This is a genomic window from Actinokineospora enzanensis DSM 44649, from assembly GCF_000374445.1.
Taxonomy (GTDB): domain Bacteria; phylum Actinomycetota; class Actinomycetes; order Mycobacteriales; family Pseudonocardiaceae; genus Actinokineospora; species Actinokineospora enzanensis.
Genome location: NZ_KB894415.1, coordinates 60,749 through 76,788, shown reverse-complemented (window position 1 = coordinate 76,788; position 16,040 = coordinate 60,749). Strand labels below are relative to the sequence as shown.

General features: G+C 70.6%; 17 protein-coding genes. 9 read left to right on the top strand and 8 right to left on the bottom strand.

The annotated features are described in order from the left end of the window. The first annotated feature begins 162 nt into the window (after window positions 1–162). From glf to C503_RS46000, 4 genes are all read left to right on the top strand, one after another. Window positions 163–1,380, top strand: coding sequence for a UDP-galactopyranose mutase (glf, locus tag C503_RS0117090; RefSeq protein WP_026316397.1), 1,218 nt, complete (start codon window positions 163–165; stop codon window positions 1,378–1,380). Window positions 1,381–1,496: 116 nt separating this feature from the next. Then, window positions 1,497–1,991: a phosphatase PAP2 family protein gene (locus C503_RS47890; RefSeq protein WP_033400715.1), complete on the top strand. Its 495-nt coding sequence runs from the start codon at window positions 1,497–1,499 to the stop codon at window positions 1,989–1,991. Window positions 1,992–2,068: 77 nt separating this feature from the next. Continuing rightward, entirely contained in the window at window positions 2,069–2,977 is a 909-nt protein-coding gene (locus tag C503_RS47885) for a decaprenyl-phosphate phosphoribosyltransferase (protein WP_051114858.1), read from the top strand. Between the two features lie 79 nt (window positions 2,978–3,056). After that, window positions 3,057–3,209, top strand: coding sequence for a hypothetical protein (locus tag C503_RS46000; protein ID WP_018683433.1), 153 nt, complete (start codon window positions 3,057–3,059; stop codon window positions 3,207–3,209). Here C503_RS46000 and C503_RS39695 read toward each other — a convergent pair. The 3 genes from C503_RS39695 to dprE1 form a co-directional block, all read right to left on the bottom strand. After that, window positions 3,196–6,333, bottom strand: a complete 3,138-nt coding sequence (locus C503_RS39695) for an AfsR/SARP family transcriptional regulator (protein ID WP_018683432.1) — start codon at window positions 6,331–6,333, stop codon at window positions 3,196–3,198. The two genes, C503_RS46000 and C503_RS39695, sit on opposite strands and share 14 nt — an antisense overlap. 173 nt (window positions 6,334–6,506) lie before the next feature. Next, window positions 6,507–7,262 carry a decaprenylphospho-beta-D-erythro-pentofuranosid-2-ulose 2-reductase gene (gene dprE2 / locus C503_RS0117065; RefSeq protein ID WP_018683431.1) on the bottom strand — a complete coding sequence of 252 codons (756 nt, stop codon included), beginning with the start codon at window positions 7,260–7,262 and terminating at the stop codon, window positions 6,507–6,509. Further along, a complete protein-coding gene (dprE1, locus tag C503_RS0117060; protein ID WP_018683430.1) occupies window positions 7,259–8,626 on the bottom strand; it encodes a decaprenylphosphoryl-beta-D-ribose oxidase in 1,368 nt (455 codons plus the stop codon). Before dprE1 ends, dprE2 begins: the two co-directional genes overlap by 4 nt. Before the next feature lie 75 nt (window positions 8,627–8,701). Here dprE1 and C503_RS0117055 point away from each other — a divergent pair, with 75 nt between their 5' ends. Beyond that, entirely contained in the window at window positions 8,702–9,115 is a 414-nt protein-coding gene (locus tag C503_RS0117055; protein WP_018683429.1) for a GtrA family protein, read from the top strand. Here C503_RS0117055 and C503_RS39690 read toward each other — a convergent pair. Continuing rightward, entirely contained in the window at window positions 9,112–9,381 is a 270-nt protein-coding gene (locus tag C503_RS39690) for a hypothetical protein (protein ID WP_018683428.1), read from the bottom strand. The genes C503_RS0117055 and C503_RS39690 overlap by 4 nt on opposite strands. Window positions 9,382–9,485: 104 nt before the next feature. Here C503_RS39690 and C503_RS39685 point away from each other — a divergent pair, with 104 nt between their 5' ends. After that, entirely contained in the window at window positions 9,486–9,992 is a 507-nt protein-coding gene (locus C503_RS39685) for a DUF6817 domain-containing protein (protein WP_018683427.1), read from the top strand. Between the two features lie 35 nt (window positions 9,993–10,027). Here C503_RS39685 and C503_RS43380 read toward each other — a convergent pair whose 3' ends face one another. From C503_RS43380 to C503_RS0117025, 4 genes are all read right to left on the bottom strand, one after another. Next, window positions 10,028–10,510, bottom strand: coding sequence for a hypothetical protein (locus C503_RS43380; protein ID WP_156893280.1), 483 nt, complete (start codon window positions 10,508–10,510; stop codon window positions 10,028–10,030). Continuing rightward, on the bottom strand, window positions 10,507–11,190 hold the full coding sequence (locus C503_RS0117035; protein ID WP_018683425.1) for a hypothetical protein: 684 nt from the start codon (window positions 11,188–11,190) through the stop codon (window positions 10,507–10,509). Before C503_RS0117035 ends, C503_RS43380 begins: the two co-directional genes overlap by 4 nt. A gap of 90 nt (window positions 11,191–11,280) precedes the next feature. Continuing rightward, window positions 11,281–12,159: an N-acetylneuraminate synthase family protein gene (locus C503_RS0117030; protein WP_018683424.1), complete on the bottom strand. Its 879-nt coding sequence runs from the start codon at window positions 12,157–12,159 to the stop codon at window positions 11,281–11,283. Next, window positions 12,156–13,364 carry an acylneuraminate cytidylyltransferase gene (locus tag C503_RS0117025; protein WP_018683423.1) on the bottom strand — a complete coding sequence of 403 codons (1,209 nt, stop codon included), beginning with the start codon at window positions 13,362–13,364 and terminating at the stop codon, window positions 12,156–12,158. Before C503_RS0117025 ends, C503_RS0117030 begins: the two co-directional genes overlap by 4 nt. Window positions 13,365–13,442: 78 nt before the next feature. Here C503_RS0117025 and wzm point away from each other — a divergent pair, with 78 nt between their 5' ends. The 3 genes from wzm to glfT1 are packed head-to-tail and all read left to right on the top strand — an operon-like array spanning window position 13,443 to window position 16,038. Continuing rightward, on the top strand, window positions 13,443–14,345 hold the full coding sequence (gene wzm / locus C503_RS0117020; protein ID WP_051114849.1) for a galactan export ABC transporter permease subunit Wzm/RfbD: 903 nt from the start codon (window positions 13,443–13,445) through the stop codon (window positions 14,343–14,345). An 11-nt stretch (window positions 14,346–14,356) separates the two neighbouring features. Beyond that, window positions 14,357–15,145 (top strand): galactan export ABC transporter ATP-binding subunit Wzt/RfbE, encoded by a 789-nt coding sequence (gene wzt / locus C503_RS0117015; RefSeq protein WP_018683421.1) that lies wholly within the window; start codon window positions 14,357–14,359, stop codon window positions 15,143–15,145. After that, entirely contained in the window at window positions 15,142–16,038 is an 897-nt protein-coding gene (gene glfT1, locus C503_RS0117010) for a galactofuranosyltransferase GlfT1 (RefSeq protein WP_018683420.1), read from the top strand. Before wzt ends, glfT1 begins: the two co-directional genes overlap by 4 nt. The last annotated feature ends 2 nt before the right edge of the window (window positions 16,039–16,040 follow it).

The window sequence follows — 16,040 nt, the reverse complement described above, 5'->3', positions numbered from 1 at the left end:
CCGCCCGATTCCGACCATTGGCCCGACTGCCACACGCCTGTCCGGCTCGGTCGCGAGGACAGAGCTTCCACGACAGCGCTGACGCACTGCCGCAGCGTGCCCGCCAGGTCGGGGACGAGGGGGTGGGCGGCGGGAGAAATCGAGCACAGTAGCCTGCCCTGCGTGAGCGCGGTCGCAGAAACCAATGTTGATAACTACGCCGGGTATGACTTGGTCGTCGTCGGGTCCGGCTTCTTCGGGCTGACGATCGCCGAGCGCACCGCCACCCAGCTGGGCAAGCGGGTGCTCGTGCTGGAGCGGCGCCCGCACATCGGCGGCAACGCCTACTCCGAGGCCGATCCGGAGACTGGCATCGAGGTGCACCGCTACGGCGCGCACCTGTTCCACACCTCCAACAAACGCGTGTGGGACTACGTGAACGAGTTCACCGAGTTCACCGACTACCAGCACCGCGTGTTCGCCCGGGTCCAGGAGCAGGTCTACCCGTTCCCGATGAACCTGGGCCTGATCAACACCTTCTTCGGCAAGGCGCACACCCCGGACGAGGCGCGCGCGCTGATCGCCGAGCAGGCGTCGGAGTTCGACACCGACGCCGCGCAGAACCTGGAGGAGAAGGCGATCTCGCTGATCGGGCGCCCGCTCTACGAGGCGTTCATCCGCGGGTACAACGTCAAGCAGTGGCAGACCGACCCCAAGAAGCTGCCCGCCTCGATCATCACCCGGCTGCCGGTGCGGTACACGTTCAACAACCGGTACTTCAACGACACCTACGAGGGTCTGCCGGTCGACGGCTACACCGCGTGGCTGGAGAAGATGGCCGCCGACGAGAAGATCGACGTCCGGCTGGACGTCGACTACTTCGACGTGCGGGACAAGATCCCGGCGGGCACCCCGACCGTCTACACCGGACCGCTGGACCGGTACTTCGACTACTCGGCCGGTCGGCTGAGCTGGCGGACGGTGGACCTGGAGACCGAGGTGCTGCCGATCGGCGACTTCCAGGGCACCGCGGTGATGAACTACAACGACGCCGACGTGCCCTACACCCGGGTGCACGAGTTCCGGCACTTCCACCCGGAGCGCACGCACTACCCGGCCGACAAGACCGTGATCGTGCGCGAGTACTCGCGGTTCGCCAAGGACGACGACGAGCCGTACTACCCGATCAACACCGCCGAGGACCGGGCCAAGCTGGCCTCCTACCGGGAGCTGGCCAAGGCCGAGGCGGCGGCCAAGAACGTCATCTTCGGCGGTAGGCTCGGCACCTACCAGTACCTGGACATGCACATGGCGATCGGCTCGGCGCTGTCCGTGTTCGACAACAAGGTGGCCCCCCACCTGCGCGAAGGCGCCCCGTTGGACGGCTCGATCGACGTATAGGCGAAACAGGTCGGCGGCTGCCCCGATGCGATGCTGTGTCGGGGGAGTGTCAGGCCATAACGGGAGGTACGTACGTGGACCGCAGCGCGTCCGCCGCCGGGCGGGAGACCGCCGCGCTGAGCCGAGTGCAGGGCGCCATCGGGAAGCCGCCGGTGGTGACGGCGGCCCGCGGGCTGTCCCTGTTCGGCGAGCACAGCGCAGGGTGGTTCGCCATCGGCCTCGTCGGCGCGGTCGTCGACCGCAAGCGCAGGCGCGACTGGCTGCTCGCAGCCGGTGGCGTGGTCGCCGCGCACGCCGCCTCCATCGCGGTGAAGCGGGTCGTGCGCAGGCCCCGGCCGGACGACCCGTCCGTGCAGGTGCTGGTGGGTACGCCGAGCAAGCTCAGCTTCCCGTCCTCGCACGCCACCTCCACCACGGCCGCCGCGGTGCTGTACTCCGGCCTCACCGGGCGCAGCCTGGTGCCCGTGCTGGTGCCGCCGATGCTGGTGTCCCGCCTGGTCCTGGGCGTGCACTACCCGACCGACGTGCTCGCGGGCTCCGCGCTCGGCGCGCTGGTCGGCGGGGTGCTGCGCCGCCGGATCTCCCGGCGGGCCAAGGCCGGTGCCCGGTGAGCGCGGGCAAGGTCGGGGACGAGGTGCAGGAGTCCGAGCCCGCCGAGCCCGCACCCGAGGTGGCGGAGGTCACCCCGGTGACGGAGCACACCCCGCAGGCCGACCCGCCGCGGCAGAACGTGGTGGTTGGCCTGATCCGCACCATGCGCCCGCGACAGTGGGTCAAGAACGTGCTGGTCCTGGCCGCGCCGTTCACCGGCCACCGGGTCTTCGACAGCTCCGTGCTGCTGGACGCGGCCACCGCGTTCATCGCGTTCTGCCTGGTCTCGTCGGCGGTGTACCTGGTCAACGACGCCATCGACGTGGCGGCCGACCGGGAGCACCCGAAGAAGCGCTTCCGCCCGATCGCGGCGGGCATCGTGCCGGTCCAGGTCGCCTACGCGGCCTCGGTGGTGCTGTTCCTGGCCTCGGTCGGCATCGGCCTGGTCGCGGGCTGGCCGCTGGTGATCGTGCTGGTGGTCTACGCGGGCGTGCAGCTGGGCTACTGTCTCGGCCTCAAGCACCAGCCGGTGATCGACCTGTGCATCGTGGCCTCCGGCTTCCTGCTGCGCAGCATCGCCGGTGGCGTGGCCGCGGGCATCCCGCTGTCCCAGTGGTTCCTGCTGGTCACCGCGTTCGGCTCGCTGTTCATGGTCTCCGGCAAGCGCTACGCGGAGATCATCCTGTTCGAGAAGACCGGCGCCAAGATCCGCGCCTCGCTGGCCAAGTACTCGGCCAGCTACCTGCGGTTCGTCTGGGCCACCTCGGCCGCCATCATGATCATGAGCTACAGCCTGTGGGCGCCGGGCATCCGGGACCGGGTGCCGGACAACTCGGTCTGGGCGATGATCTCGATCGTGCCGTTCGTGGTCGCCGTCCTGCGCTACGCGGTCGACATCGACGGTGGTCACGCGGGTTCACCCGAGGACATCGTGCTCAAGGACCGCATCCTCCAGGTGCTGGGCGCAGGCTGGATCGCCTGCGTGGCCCTCTCGATCTACCTCTAGATCTCTCGCCTGACCTTCGGCGCCGACAAGGCCCACGCCCACCCAGGCGTGGGCCTTGTCCGTTCACCGGGAGTCCGCCGTGAGGTTCCTGGACGTCCGCCGCCCGGCGATGACATCGGCGCCGCTGGACCAGGTCGACGCGATCGTGAGCCGGATCGGCACCACTTGCCTGGTCGTCGGCGGCGTGGTGCTGGTCGCCTTGGGCGTGGTCGGCACCACTAGCTCGCGCTAGACCTCCGCCCACCCACCAGCGCATGCCCCCGAATCGCCACGACTTCCCCGGTGTTCGGCTCGGTCCGGCCAGGCGCGACCTTCGCCCGAACCTCCGCGAGCCACTCCGCAGGCGTCAACCCGGCCAGTTCCCCGATCTCCCGCGTGCCCGTCTGCGCGAACAGCGCCCGAGCCCGAGCCCACGTCGCCACCCCGGCAGCCGGGTCGTCGGTCACCTCGGCCGCGGCCAGGTCTCGTAGCGTGCGCGCCTGCCACAGCGGCAATCCCAGTTCCGTCCACCGCGCCAACGCCTCGGACAGTGTCACCCTCGCCGTGCACGAGTCCCCGGCCGCCAACGACAGTTCGCCCAGGGTTCGGGTGACGAGCGCGACCCCGAACCGGTCGCCGTGGGTGCTGCACCACGTCAGTGACCGATCGAGGGATTCCGCGACCCCCGGCAGCCGCCCCTGTCGGATCCGCGCCTTGGCCACCGACTGCGCCGCGTACGCCGCTCCCAGCCGGTCGCCCGCCGCGAGCAGGATCCGTTCCGCCTCGTCGCAGAGGTCGGCCGCGAGGTCGAACTCACCCACCGCGCGGTGGCACAGGCCCAGTCCGCGTATCGCCAGGCCCTCGCCGCGGCGGTCGTCCAGTTCGCGGTAGCCGGTGACGCACCGTTGGAAGCGGTCGATGGCGGACTGGAACTCGCCCAGTTCGCGGCAGCTGGCGGCGAGGCCGTAGTCGGCGGCGTTGCGCACGCTCGGTTCGCCGGTGTGTTCGGCGAGTTCGACGGCGCGCCGCAGGTGGGTGCGGGCCTGGCGGAAGTCGGCCAGGTCGCGGTAGACCGTGCCGATCCCGACCAGGGCCACGGCCTTCGTCGCGGCATCGCCGACCCGCTTGGCGCCCTCGGCAGCCTGGGTGAAGAAGGCGAGGGCGGTGGCGAACTCGTCCTTCTCGTAGTAAAGCTGGCCGAGCCCGGTCAGCACCGTGGCCTCGGCCTGCGAGTCGCCGCTGTCGCGGGCCGCGGCGAGAGCCACCTCATGCGTGCGCTGCCAGCCGTCGAACTCGTTGCGCACGGCGAACGGGGAGGACAGCAGGGAGCTGATCAACGTAGTGGTCATCTCGTCGATGCCCAGCTCGTACGACCGTTCCACGGCCCGCACCACCGCCGCCGTCTCCGAGCGGAACCAGCCGGACGGGTCCGACTCGGTCTCGGCCAGCAGCCGCGCGTCCAGGTCGACCGCGGGACGAGGGCGCGGCCGCAGTCCCAGGGTGACCCGGGGCAGCTTGTTGGCGCCCGCGTCCACCAGCGCCATCCACGTCGCCAGCAGCCTGCACACCGCGGCCGCCACCGCGTCGGCAGGCTCGTCCCGCAGCGCCTGCTCGGTGCCGAAGTCGCGGACCAGGTCGTGGAAGCGGTAGCGCACCCGGCCGATCGCGTCGATGCCCGCGACCTCAAGCAGCCGCAGGTCCACCAGCCGTTCCAGCACGTCCTCGGCCTGCTCCAGGGAGATCTCCAGCAGCGGCGCGGCCGTCCACGAGCCGAAGTCCGGTAGGTCGAGCAGGGCCAGCAGGTGGAACACGCGCCGGTGCGGGTCGTCCAGCTCGGCGTAGTTGAGCCGCAGCCCGGCCCGGATCGCGCAGCCGTAGGTGGTCGGATCGTCCAGTGCGCGACGTTCGTCGGACAGCCGACCGGCCAGCGCGCGCAGTGGCCAGTGCGGGCGGGCCAGCAGTTTCGCCCCGGCCGCGCGCACCGCCAGTGGGCTGCCCGCGCACAGCGTCGCGATGGTCTCCGCGGCCGCCGCGTCGTCGGACACCCGGGCGGTGCCGACCATGTTGCCCAGCATCCGCACCGACATGCTGGTGCACAGCGGGGCCAGCTCTATCGGCAGCGTCGCGGGCAACCCGGGCAGCCTGGTCCGGCTGGTGACGATCAGCAGGCAGTTCGGTGTGTCCGGCAACAGGCCGCGCACCTGCTCCTCGTGCCGCACGTTGTCCAGCACGACCAGCAGCCGTTTGTCCGCGATCCGGGTGCGGAACAGCCCGGCCCGGCCCTCGGTGTCCGCGGGCAGCTGACCCGCGGCCGTGCCCAGCTCGCCCAGGAACCGGCCCAGCATTTCGAACGCGCCGCGTTCGCCGCCGCGCAGGTCGGCGAACAGCTGCCCGTCCGGGAACTGCGCGCGCACCTGGTGCGCGGCGCGCACCGCCAGCGCCGTCTTGCCCGCGCCCGCTGGCCCGGAGATCACCACGGCGCCGGACGCGTCGCTGCCACACCGCCCCGTGATCATCTGCAGCTGTTCCGCGCGCCCGGTGAAGTCGGGGATGTCCGGCGGCAGGTGCCGCGGCACGGCGTCGACCGGCTCGCCCGCGGGCCGCGCCAGCCGGGCCTGCCTGCCCCGCGGCCGGGGCGTGCCGCTCAGGATCGTCGCGTGCAGTTGCCGCAGCTCAGCGCCCGGTTCCACGCCAAGCTCGGCGCGGATCCTGGTCCGCCCATCGCGATAGACCTCCAGCGCTTCCCCGGACCGACCGCTGTCCACCAGCGCGCGCATGAGCAGCCCGCGCGTGTGCTCGCGCAGCGGGTGCGCGTCGACCAGCCCGACCAGCCGGTTCACCGCGTCCGCGGCCAGACCGGTGCGCAGCAGGCAGCGCGCCAGCCCCTCTTCCGCGCTCAGCCGCTCACTCGCCAGCGACCGGGCCCGGATCTGCGCGAAGTCCACGTCGACATCGGCGAACGCGGCGCCCCGCCACAGCCGCAGCGCGCGCCGGTACAGGCCTGCGGCGGCGTCGTTGTCGATCTGCCGCTCGGCGTGCCGGGCGGCGTAGAGGTGGTTGTCGAAGCTCTCCAGGTCGCTGTCCGTCGGGTCGACGTCCAGCAGGTAGCCCGGCGCCCGGGTGACGATCCGCGACCGACCGCCCAGTACCTGGCGCAATGTCGCGACGTACGTGTGCAGGAGCATGGTCGCCGAGCCCGGCGGCGCGCCCGACCAGAGCAGGTCGACCAGCCGCTGACTGGGCACCACCTGCCGGGCTTGCAGCAGCAACGCCGAGAGCAGCGCCCGCGGCTTGGCGCCGACAAGACCGTGGGACTCGCCCCCGAACTCGCCGGAGGCGATCTCGACCGGGCCCAGCACCAGAATCCGCACGTCCACCCCCCAGGTAAGTGTGCTACTGACCACTATCGGGGCTGGGCGCGGATAAGTCACTCGAACGGCGAAATCCTCAATCGATGGGAAGGGGTCGGTGCGCACCCCGCAACCCTGGCCTGACCAGGCTGACCTGCCCGGATCCGGCGCCGCGCGAGATCACCGGCGTGGGGGACGCCTCAGATCGGCAGCCTGCGGAAGATCGGTCGCGGGATGTGCCGCAGCACCGACATGACCAGCCGCCACTGGCCAGGCGCCCACACCAGCTCGCGGCGGGCCCGCACGGCGTTGACCACCACCTCGGCCACCTTGTCCGGGGTGGTCGCCAGCGGCGCCGCCTTCATGCCCTCGGTCATCTTGCTGTGCACGAACCCGGGCCGCACCACGGTCACGTGGATGCCGTCGGGCCGCAGCGCCTCGCCAAGGCCAAGGAAGAACCCGTCGAACCCGGCCTTGGTCGAGCCGTAGACGAAGTTCGACCGGCGCACCCGCTCACCCGCCACCGACGACAGCGCCACCACCGACCCATGCCCCTGCTTGCGCAGCCGCTGCGCCAGCGCGATCCCCAGCGACACCGGCGCGGTGTAGTTGACCTGCGCCAGCTCGACCCCGGTCGCGTGGTCCTGCCAGGCCTGCTCGGCATCCCCGAGCAGCCCGAACGCCAGCACGGTCACGTCCACGTCACCCTCGGCGAACGCGTCATCGACCACCTTCTGGTGCGAGTCCAGGTCGAGCGCGTCGAACGCGATGGTGCGCACCGTGGCGCCCAGGCCGCGCAGCTTCTCGGCGGCCGCGTCCAGCCGCTCGGACGGGCGGGCGGCCAGGGTCACGGTCAGCGACCGCTGCCGGGCGTAGTTCTCGGCGATGGCCAGCCCGATCTCGGACGTGCCGCCGAGCAGGAGCAGCGACTGCGGGGTACCGACTGCGTTGATCAAAGTCCGAGCCTTCGCGATTGGTCCGAGGTGAACAGGCCGTCCGGGTCGACCGAGCGGCGGATCTCCCGCCACTCGCCCAGCCGCGGGTACATGCTGTGGAAGGTCTCCGGCGTGGTGCGCGACTCCTTGGCCAGGTAGAGCCGCCCACCCGCGGCGAGCACCTGCTCGTCCAGCCGGGCGCAGAACTCGTGCAGACCAGGCACGATCGGGAAGTCCACCGTGATCGTCCAGCCCGGGGTGGGGAACGACAGCGGCGCGCGGTTCCCCGCGCCCATCCGCTTGAGCACGTTCAGGAACGACACGTGCCCGGACTCGGCCATCTGCCGCACGATCGAGCGCAGCTCGGCGTCCGCGCCGAACGGGATGATGAACTGGTACTGCAGGAAGCCGTGCGAGCCGTAGGCCCGGTTCCACTCACCGAACATGTCCAGCGGGTGGTAGAAGGCGGTCAGGTTCATCACCTGACCGCGCGCCTGCTTGGGGGCCTTGCGGTACCAGGCCTCGCCGAGCAGGCGGAAGGTGAGCTTGTTCGCCAGACCGTTGGGGAACATGTCCGGCAGCGTGAGCAGCTGCGGCGCGTCGAACCGCAGCGGGTCCTTGCGGTACTTCTTGGGGAGCTCGTCCAGCTTGGCCAGCGAACCCCGGGAGAACACCGCGCGGCCGAGCCGCCCGTCGGTGTTGATCGAGTCGAACCACGCCATCGAGTAGTCGTAGTCGTCGTCCGAACCGTTGGAGAAGATCTCCAGCGTCTCGTCCAGGTTCGCCGTGCGGTCGGTGTCGCTGAGGAAGTACGCGCTCTCGGTGTGCTGGAGCGCGACCGTGGCGCGCAGGATGATGCCGGTCAGGCCCATGCCGCCGACGGTCGCCCAGAACAGCGCCGACTCCGGGCCGTCCGGGGTGAGCGTGCGCACCTGCCCGTCGGCGGTGAGCAGCTCCATCTCCCGCACGTGGTTGCCGAAGCTGCCCGCCGAGTGGTGGTTCTTGCCGTGGATGTCGGAGGCGATCGCACCGCCGATGGTGACCTGCCGGGTGCCGGGCAGCACGGGCACCCACAGCCCGAACGGCAGCGCGGCCCGCATCAGCTGGTCGAGGTTGACGCCTGCGTCGAGCACGGCCAGCCCGGTGTCGGCGTCGATGGAGTGCACCCGGTTGACCCCGGTCATGTCCACGACCAGGCCACCCGCGTTCTGCGCCGGGTCGCCGTAGGACCGACCAAGCCCCCGGGCGATGATCCCGCGCGGCCCGGCCTGCTTGAGCGCGTCGAGCACGTGGTCGGGGTTGGTGGGCGCGGCCACCGTGGCCACCGTGGGCGCGGTCCGCCCCCAGCCGGTCAGGGTGCGGGTCTCGAACGTCGCTGGCTCCACGGGCCCAGGGTATCCGGGGGACCGGCCGCTCCTAGACTGGTCCCCGCCGTCGGGGCCGGACAGGGGACGAGGGACATGGCCGAGGTCGGGAACGATATCCAGCGGACCGGGCTGGTCACCCAGCTGATCAGGTTCGTGCTCGTCGGCGGCTTCTGCGCGCTGGTCGACTTCGGGGTGTACTCGCTGTTGCTGCAGCTGGGCGTGTGGGTGCACCTGGCCAAGGCGGTCAGTTTCGTGATCGGTACGACCACGGCGTACTTCCTGAACAAGCGGTTCACCTTCACCGACGCCAAGAGCCGGGGCGCGGGCCAGGCGGGTAGTTTCGCACTGCTGTACACGGTGACGTTCTTCGTGAACGTGGGCACCAACGCGCTGATGCTCACCCTCCTGCCGGACTTCCGCTTCGAACACGCGGTGGCCTGGGTGATCGCCCAGGGCCTGGCCACCGTGATCAACTTCGTGCTGCTGCGAACCGTGGTGTTCCGCTAGGCGCCGAACCCGTGGGTCCGCTTCTCCGGGCTCCCGTAGACCCGGACGTGCGCTGGCAGCACATCGAGGTGCGCACTCGCGACGTGCGCGAAGTTGACCGCCGCGTGGTTGCCGTCGGCGAGCTCGATGGTGTCGACCCCGCCGGAGCCCATCAGGACGGACAACCGGGACCCCAGGCTCTTGGCCCCCCGGTCGGACAGGGTGAACACCACCGGCTCGCCACCGGTGGCCAGGTGCAGGATCAATGCGTGCCGCTGTTCGCTCATACGTCGACCGAACCACGGAACTCGTTGTCGCACAAGGAAAGTTCGCCGGTAGCTGATCCGCTGTGGGCGGATGCGGCTTGCGGGCCCGGCGTAGCCTCGCCGATATGATCGAGGAGTTCCTGGCCGCACGCGGCGCGCGCGAGCTCGCCCACCCGGCCGGCACCCTGCTCGCCCACCTGGGCCGCACCCGCGACGCCCTGGCGGCCTGGGGCGCGCGACCCGCGCTGCAGGAGGCGGGTATCGCGCACGCGGCCTATGGAACCGATGACTATCCGCATGCGCTGGTCTCACTGCATGAGCGGCCGATCGTGGCGGGGTATCTGGGTGCCGAGGCCGAGGCGATCGTTTACGCGCACTGTGCGCTTGATCGGCGGTTCAGTTATCCGAGGTTGTTGTCTGGGGTTGTGCGGGATCGGTTCACCGGGATGGAGACGCAGATAGAGCATGGGTTGGTGCGGGATCTGGTGGAGTTGGCCTTCGCGGCCGAGTTGGACGTGATGGCACAGAATCCGCAGCTGCGGCGGCGAAACTCGGCTGAGTTACGTGGGTTGTTGACGTCGTGGTCCGGCCATGCGAGCTTGCCCGCGGTGGAGGCATTGGAGCGACTGTAAGTCGGCACTTGTCCTCCAAGACCAGCAGACGCACCTCAAGCCCCGCGCGTCTCTTCCAGGCGGGTCAGGCGTTCCTCGTACCGCGCCACCAAACTCAATCGAGTCCGTACCCGCGCGTGCTCCGACCGAATCTCGTCCACCAACGCCGTGACATGCCCCAACTCATCCGGCGCCACCCCCTCGACACACCCAGTCCGCCCCAACCGGTGCTCCACCTCAGCCAACCGCGACTCCACAGCCGCCAACTGTGGCGCGATCCGCCGGTGCTCCCCGTTGAGCCACTCGACCGTCGAGTCCAGATCGTCGAGCCGCCTGCCAAGCGACGACACCTCGGCCCGCAGTTCCCCCCGCAGGGAATCGAGGTCCGAGTGCAACCGCGCGGCCGCGGCCTCGGATCTCTCCGCGATCGGGGCCACCTGTTCCCGCGCGATCGCCTCCAACCGGGGTCTCAGCCGGCGCCAGAGGGGCCGGGCCAGGTGGCAGGCGGCGGCGTGGAGGGTTCTCCGGCCGGGGGTCATGGGCACACCTCGATCCTGCCGGTGTCCCGCCAGGTTCGCAGGAGGGCGGCCTCGTCCGCGAGGCGGTGTTCTGCGGTGACCGGGACTTCCTGGCCCCAGGCGTGCGCGAACACGGTCTGGTGTGGGTGGTCGATGATGGACATGCCGGTGAGCAGGACGTGCGCGGTCGGGAACAGGTCCGTGACCAGGTAGGTGGCGAGGGTGCCGGTGGTGGACCAGGCGACCGTTTCCGGGACGAAGCCGAGCAGGTTGTTGAGCGGGACGGTGAACTCGCGGTTCGGGATCGGCACGAAACCGAGGTCGGCTGGCCACCAGTCCGGGATGGTCTCCGGTTCCCAGTGCAGTCGGCCCGGCTCGACCAGCAGATACAGGCGGGACGTGTAGTCGGTGAAGGTGTGCGGGCTGGCGATCACGCCGCGATGCAGCACCACGACATCCGTGCGCTTGCCGTAGGTGGCCGGGCCGTCGGTGTCGATGGCGAAGCTGGTCATCCGGATGACCAGGTCGGCGGCGTCGATGGCGGCGGCGCGGGTCGGGTCGGGGGGCAGCGGGGCGTTGCCGACGACCGCGATGGTGCGGGGCGGGTCGTGTCGGGCGTACGCGGCGAGGGTGGCGGCGAGCGTGGTTCGGGCCGGGTCAGGCACCGGTCGCGCCTCGCGCGGGCCGAGCAGAATTGTCACGGGGGCCTCGGGGGACTGGTCTGGGGGGCTGGCAAGGGTAAAACGCCGGGCGCGGGCCCGGCGAATCGGGAAATGGCCCGGAATTCACCCTCATGTGCGACGCAAACGTTTTCGAGGGCCCGTTTCACCTGGGAAAACCCGTTTCACGCCGTCACCCAATGCGGTTTCCACGATCCGGATGTCGCGGACCAGTCTGCGTAGTCCCTCCGGTTCCAGCGAGGCCGCCTGGTCCGAGCCCCACATCGCCCGGTCGAGCGTCACGTGCCGTTCCACCACGCACGCCCCCAGCGCCACCGCCGCGATCGACACCTGCAGGCCGCGCTCGTGTCCGGAGTAGCCGATCGGCACCGGGAACCGGTCCCGCAGCGTCTCGATCGCGCGCAGGTTCGATTCCTCTGGCGGGCACGGATAGGTCGACGTGGAGTGCAGCAGCACCAGCCGGTCCGTGCCGAGTGCCGCGACCGCCCGGTCCACCTCGGGCATGGTCGACATCCCGGTGGAGGCGAGCACCGGTTTGCCGGTCGCGCGCAGGGCCGCCAGCAGCGCGGTGTCGGTCAGCGTGGCCGAGGCGACCTTGTACGCGGGCACGTCGAAGCGCTCCAGGAACTCCACGCTCGGCACGTCCCAGGGGGAGGCGAACCAGGCGATGCCGCGGGCACGCGCGTGCCGGTCGATCTCCGCGTACTGCTCCGCGCCCAGCTCCACGCGATGCCGGTACTCCAGGTAGCTCATCTCGCCCCACGGTGTCTCGCGGCGGGTCGCGCGCATGTCCGGCGGGGTGGCGATCTCCGGCGTGCGCTTCTGGAACTTGACCGCGTCCGCCCCGGCGTCCGCGGCCACGTCGATGAGCCGCTTCGCCACGTCGAGGTCGCCGTTGTGGTTGATGCCCGCCTCGGCGACCAGGTAGGCGGGGTGGCCCGCGCCGACCACGCGGCCGGCTAAGTCGACGGTCGGTGCGGCGCTGCTCATCGGTTGGCGTCACCTCCGGAGGCGCGGGCGGCCAGGATCAGGTCGGCGGCCTCACGGACCGCGCCCGCGCCGCCACCGCTCGTCAACACGACCCTAGCCACCGCGCGCACTTCCGGCCGGGCGTCGGCGACCGCCACCGGCCAGCCGACCAGCTCCAGGCAGTCGAGATCCCGCAGGTCGTTGCCCACGTAGGCCACCCGTGCGGGGGAGAGCCCACGCTCGGCGAGCCAGGCCCGCAGCCGCTCCGCCTTGTCGGCCACGCCGTGCGCGACCTCCACGCCGAGCTTGCGCGCGCGGGCCGCGACCACCGGGTTCAGCTCCACCGACAGGATCAGCACCGGCACGCCCGCGGCCCGCAGGGCGGCCACCCCGGCCCCGTCCGAGCGGCTGACCAGCACGCCCTCGGTGCCGTCCTGCAGCACCAGCGCCCGGTCGTCGGTGTGCACGCCGTCGAAGTCGGTCACCAGCGCGTCCACGTCCATCGGCACCGGCGCGGCCCGCCCGGCGGCGATCCGACGGGCCAGCTCCAGCTCGGCCGCGGTGTCGATCTCCAGGGCGTCCGCCCAGGCCACCTCGACCAGCCCGGTCCGGCCGAAGAACCGGTGCCCGGCGGCGCGCAGGCCCGCGACGCGCATCCCGTACAGCGCGCCGGTCTCGCGGAACTCCGGGTCGCGGTCCTGTCGTCGCGGCCGGTGCCGGACGTCGTGGTTGACCCCGGTCACGGTCCCGTCGGCCGCGGGCCGCCAGAGGAACTCGTGCACCCGCGTGCCGGTGAACACCGAGTCGAAGCCCTCGTCGCGGACCTTGCCGACCACCGCGTCGACGGTCTCGGGCGTCAGGAACGGTGACGTGCACTGCGCCAGCAACACCGTGTCCGGATCCGCCCCGAGCCCGTCGAGGGCGTGCAGCACCGCCGACTCCGAAGTCGCTGCATCCCCCGACAGGGTGACGGGTCGATGCACGACCGTGGCGCCAGCGGCGGCCGCGACCCCGGCGATCTCGTCGCTGTCCGTGCTCACCATGACTTCGTTCACCCGGTTCGCGGACAGCAGAGCGTGCACGGTCCGCGCCACCAACGGCACGCCACCCACTCTGGCCAGGTTCTTTCCCGGCACGCCCTTCGATCCGGCCCGCGCGGGCACGACGGCGACGGTTGCGGGGAGTATCCGGTGGTCGCGCACGGCAACCATGCTGCCGGCCGTCATACTCCAGGGTGTAATCCAGGCCACCGCCCTGCAAGGAACGCGAAAAGCTCGCCGGTAGGCTGAGCCACCGTGCAGGCAATGAGCGCGGTAGATATCCCCCCCGGCCCGGTGGTGGCCCACGCCGGTCGTAGCTGGGCGCGAGCGGCGCAGGACATTCGCGCAGGCCTCGCCGCCCGCGAGCTGTGGGGGCACCTCGGTTGGCAGGACATCAAGCAGCGCTACCGCCGCTCGGTGATCGGCCCGCTGTGGATCACCCTGAGCATGGGCGTGACCGCGGCCGGACTGGGGTTCATCTACTCCCAGCTGTTCGGCTCGGACATGAGCACGTTCCTGCCGTACCTCACCGTCGGCTTCATCGTGTGGGGCTTCATCCTGGGCTGCCTGCTGGAGGGCTCGGAGACCTTCGTCTCGAACGAGGGCCTGATCAAGCACCTGCCCGCGCCGCTGTCGGTCTACGCGCTGCGCACGGTGTGGCGGCAGACGCTGATGCTGGTGCACAACATGCTGGTGTACTTCGTCGTCCTGGCGATCTCCTTCGGGGCGCTGGACCACGCGTACACGCTCTCCGAGAAGGGCATCGTCCAGCCTGGCCTGAGCTGGTCGGTGCTGCTGGCCATCCCGGCGTTCATGCTCATCGCGCTCAACGGCGGCTGGGTCAGCCTGCTGTTCGGCATCATCAGCACCCGCTACCGGGACATCCCGCCGGTCGTGAACGCGCTCACCAACCTGCTGTTCTACGCCACCCCGATCGTCTGGCCGACCGACGTGCTGACCGCCAAGCTCGGTCCGGGCGACTGGAAGCACCTGATCATCGAGTTGAACCCGCTCTACCACTTCATCGAGATCCTGCGCGCGCCGCTGATCGGTGGCCAGCAGAGCTGGACGCACTGGGCGGTCGCGGGCGGGGTCACCGTGGTCGGCTGGACCCTGGCGCTGGTGGCCATGCGCAACTACCGTTCCCGCATTTCCTACTGGGTCTGAGCGAGGCGCACATGGTCAGCATCGAGGTCCGCAACGCGTGCGTCGACTTCCCGATCTTCGACGCCAAGACGCGTTCGCTGAAGAAGGCCGTGCTCGGCAAGGTCGGCGGCAAGATCTCCGACGCCTCCCGGGTGCCGATCATCGAGGCACTGGACAACATCACCCTCAGTCTCAAGGAGGGCGACCGGGTCGCGCTGGTCGGCCACAACGGCGCGGGCAAGTCCACGCTGCTACGGCTGCTGTCCGGCATCTACGAGCCGACCCGGGGCACCGCCGAGATCAACGGCAAGATCGCACCGGTGTTCGACCTCGCGGTCGGCATGGACCCGGAGATCTCCGGTCTGGAGAACATCCTGATCCGCGGTCTGTTCCTGGGCATGACCCGCAAGGAGATGCAGGAGCGGGTCGACGACATCGCCGCGTTCACCGATCTCGGCGACTACCTGCGGCTGCCGCTGCGCACCTACTCCGCAGGCATGCGGGTGCGGCTGGCGCTGGGCGTGGTCACCTCGATCGACCCGGAGATCCTGCTGCTGGACGAGGGCATCGGCGCGGTGGACGCGGAGTTCATGGCCAAGGCCCGCACCCGGCTGGTCGACCTGGTCCGCCGCTCCGGCATGCTGGTGTTCGCCTCGCACTCGGACGAGCTGCTCTTCGAGCTCTGCGACACGGCCATCTGGATGGACGAGGGCCGGGTCCGCATGCACGGCTCGCTGCGTGAGGTGTTGACCGCGTACAAGGGCCGCGACCCGTTCGAGTACATGAGCCACGAGACGTTGGAAAGGCTTGGCGAGCGATGACGAAGTTGCCCGCGGGCGCCGTGGTCGCGGTGGTTGTCACCCGGCACCGGCGCGCCCTGCTGGCCGATTCGCTCAAGATGATCGCGGCCCAGACGCGGCCGCCGGACCACCTCGTGGTGGTCGACAACGGGCCGGACGACTCCGCCCGCGAGGTGGTGGAGTCCTGCCCGCTGCCCACGACCTACCTGGAGTCGCACCGCAATCTCGGTGGCGCGGGCGGGTTCGCGCTGGGCATGCTGCACGCGCTGTCGATGGGCGCGGACTGGCTGTGGCTGGCCGACGACGACGGCCGCCCGGCGGATGAGACCGTGCTGGCGACCCTGCTTGAGGTGGCCGAGCAGCGCGGCCTGGCCGAGGTCTCGCCGATGGTCACCAACATCGACCAGCCGGAGAAGCTGGCCTTCCCGCTGCGCCGGGGCCTCACCTGGAAGCGCAGCGCGGACGAGCTGGGCACCGACTTCCTGCCGGGTATCGCGTCGCTGTTCAACGGAGCGCTGTTCCGCGCGGACACCCTCGATGTGGTGGGCGTGCCGGACTACCGGCTGTTCTTCCGCGGCGACGAGGTGGAGATCCACCGGCGCATGGTCCGCTCCGGGGTGCCGTTCGGCACCTGCCTGCGCGCGGCCTACCTGCACCCGGACGGCTCGGACGAGTTCAAGCCGATGCTGGGCGGCAAGCTGCACGCCCAGGACCCGGACAACGCGATCAAGCGGTACTACACCTACCGCAACCGCGGCTACCTGCTGTCCCAGCCGGGCATGCGCAAGCTGGGCATGCTGGAGGTCTTCCGGTTCGGCCTGTACTTCCTGGGCACCAAGCGCGACCCGAAGGCATTCCTGGACTGGCTCCGTCTGGTCCGCAAAGGCCAGCGAGAACAGTTCTTTCGGCATTGACG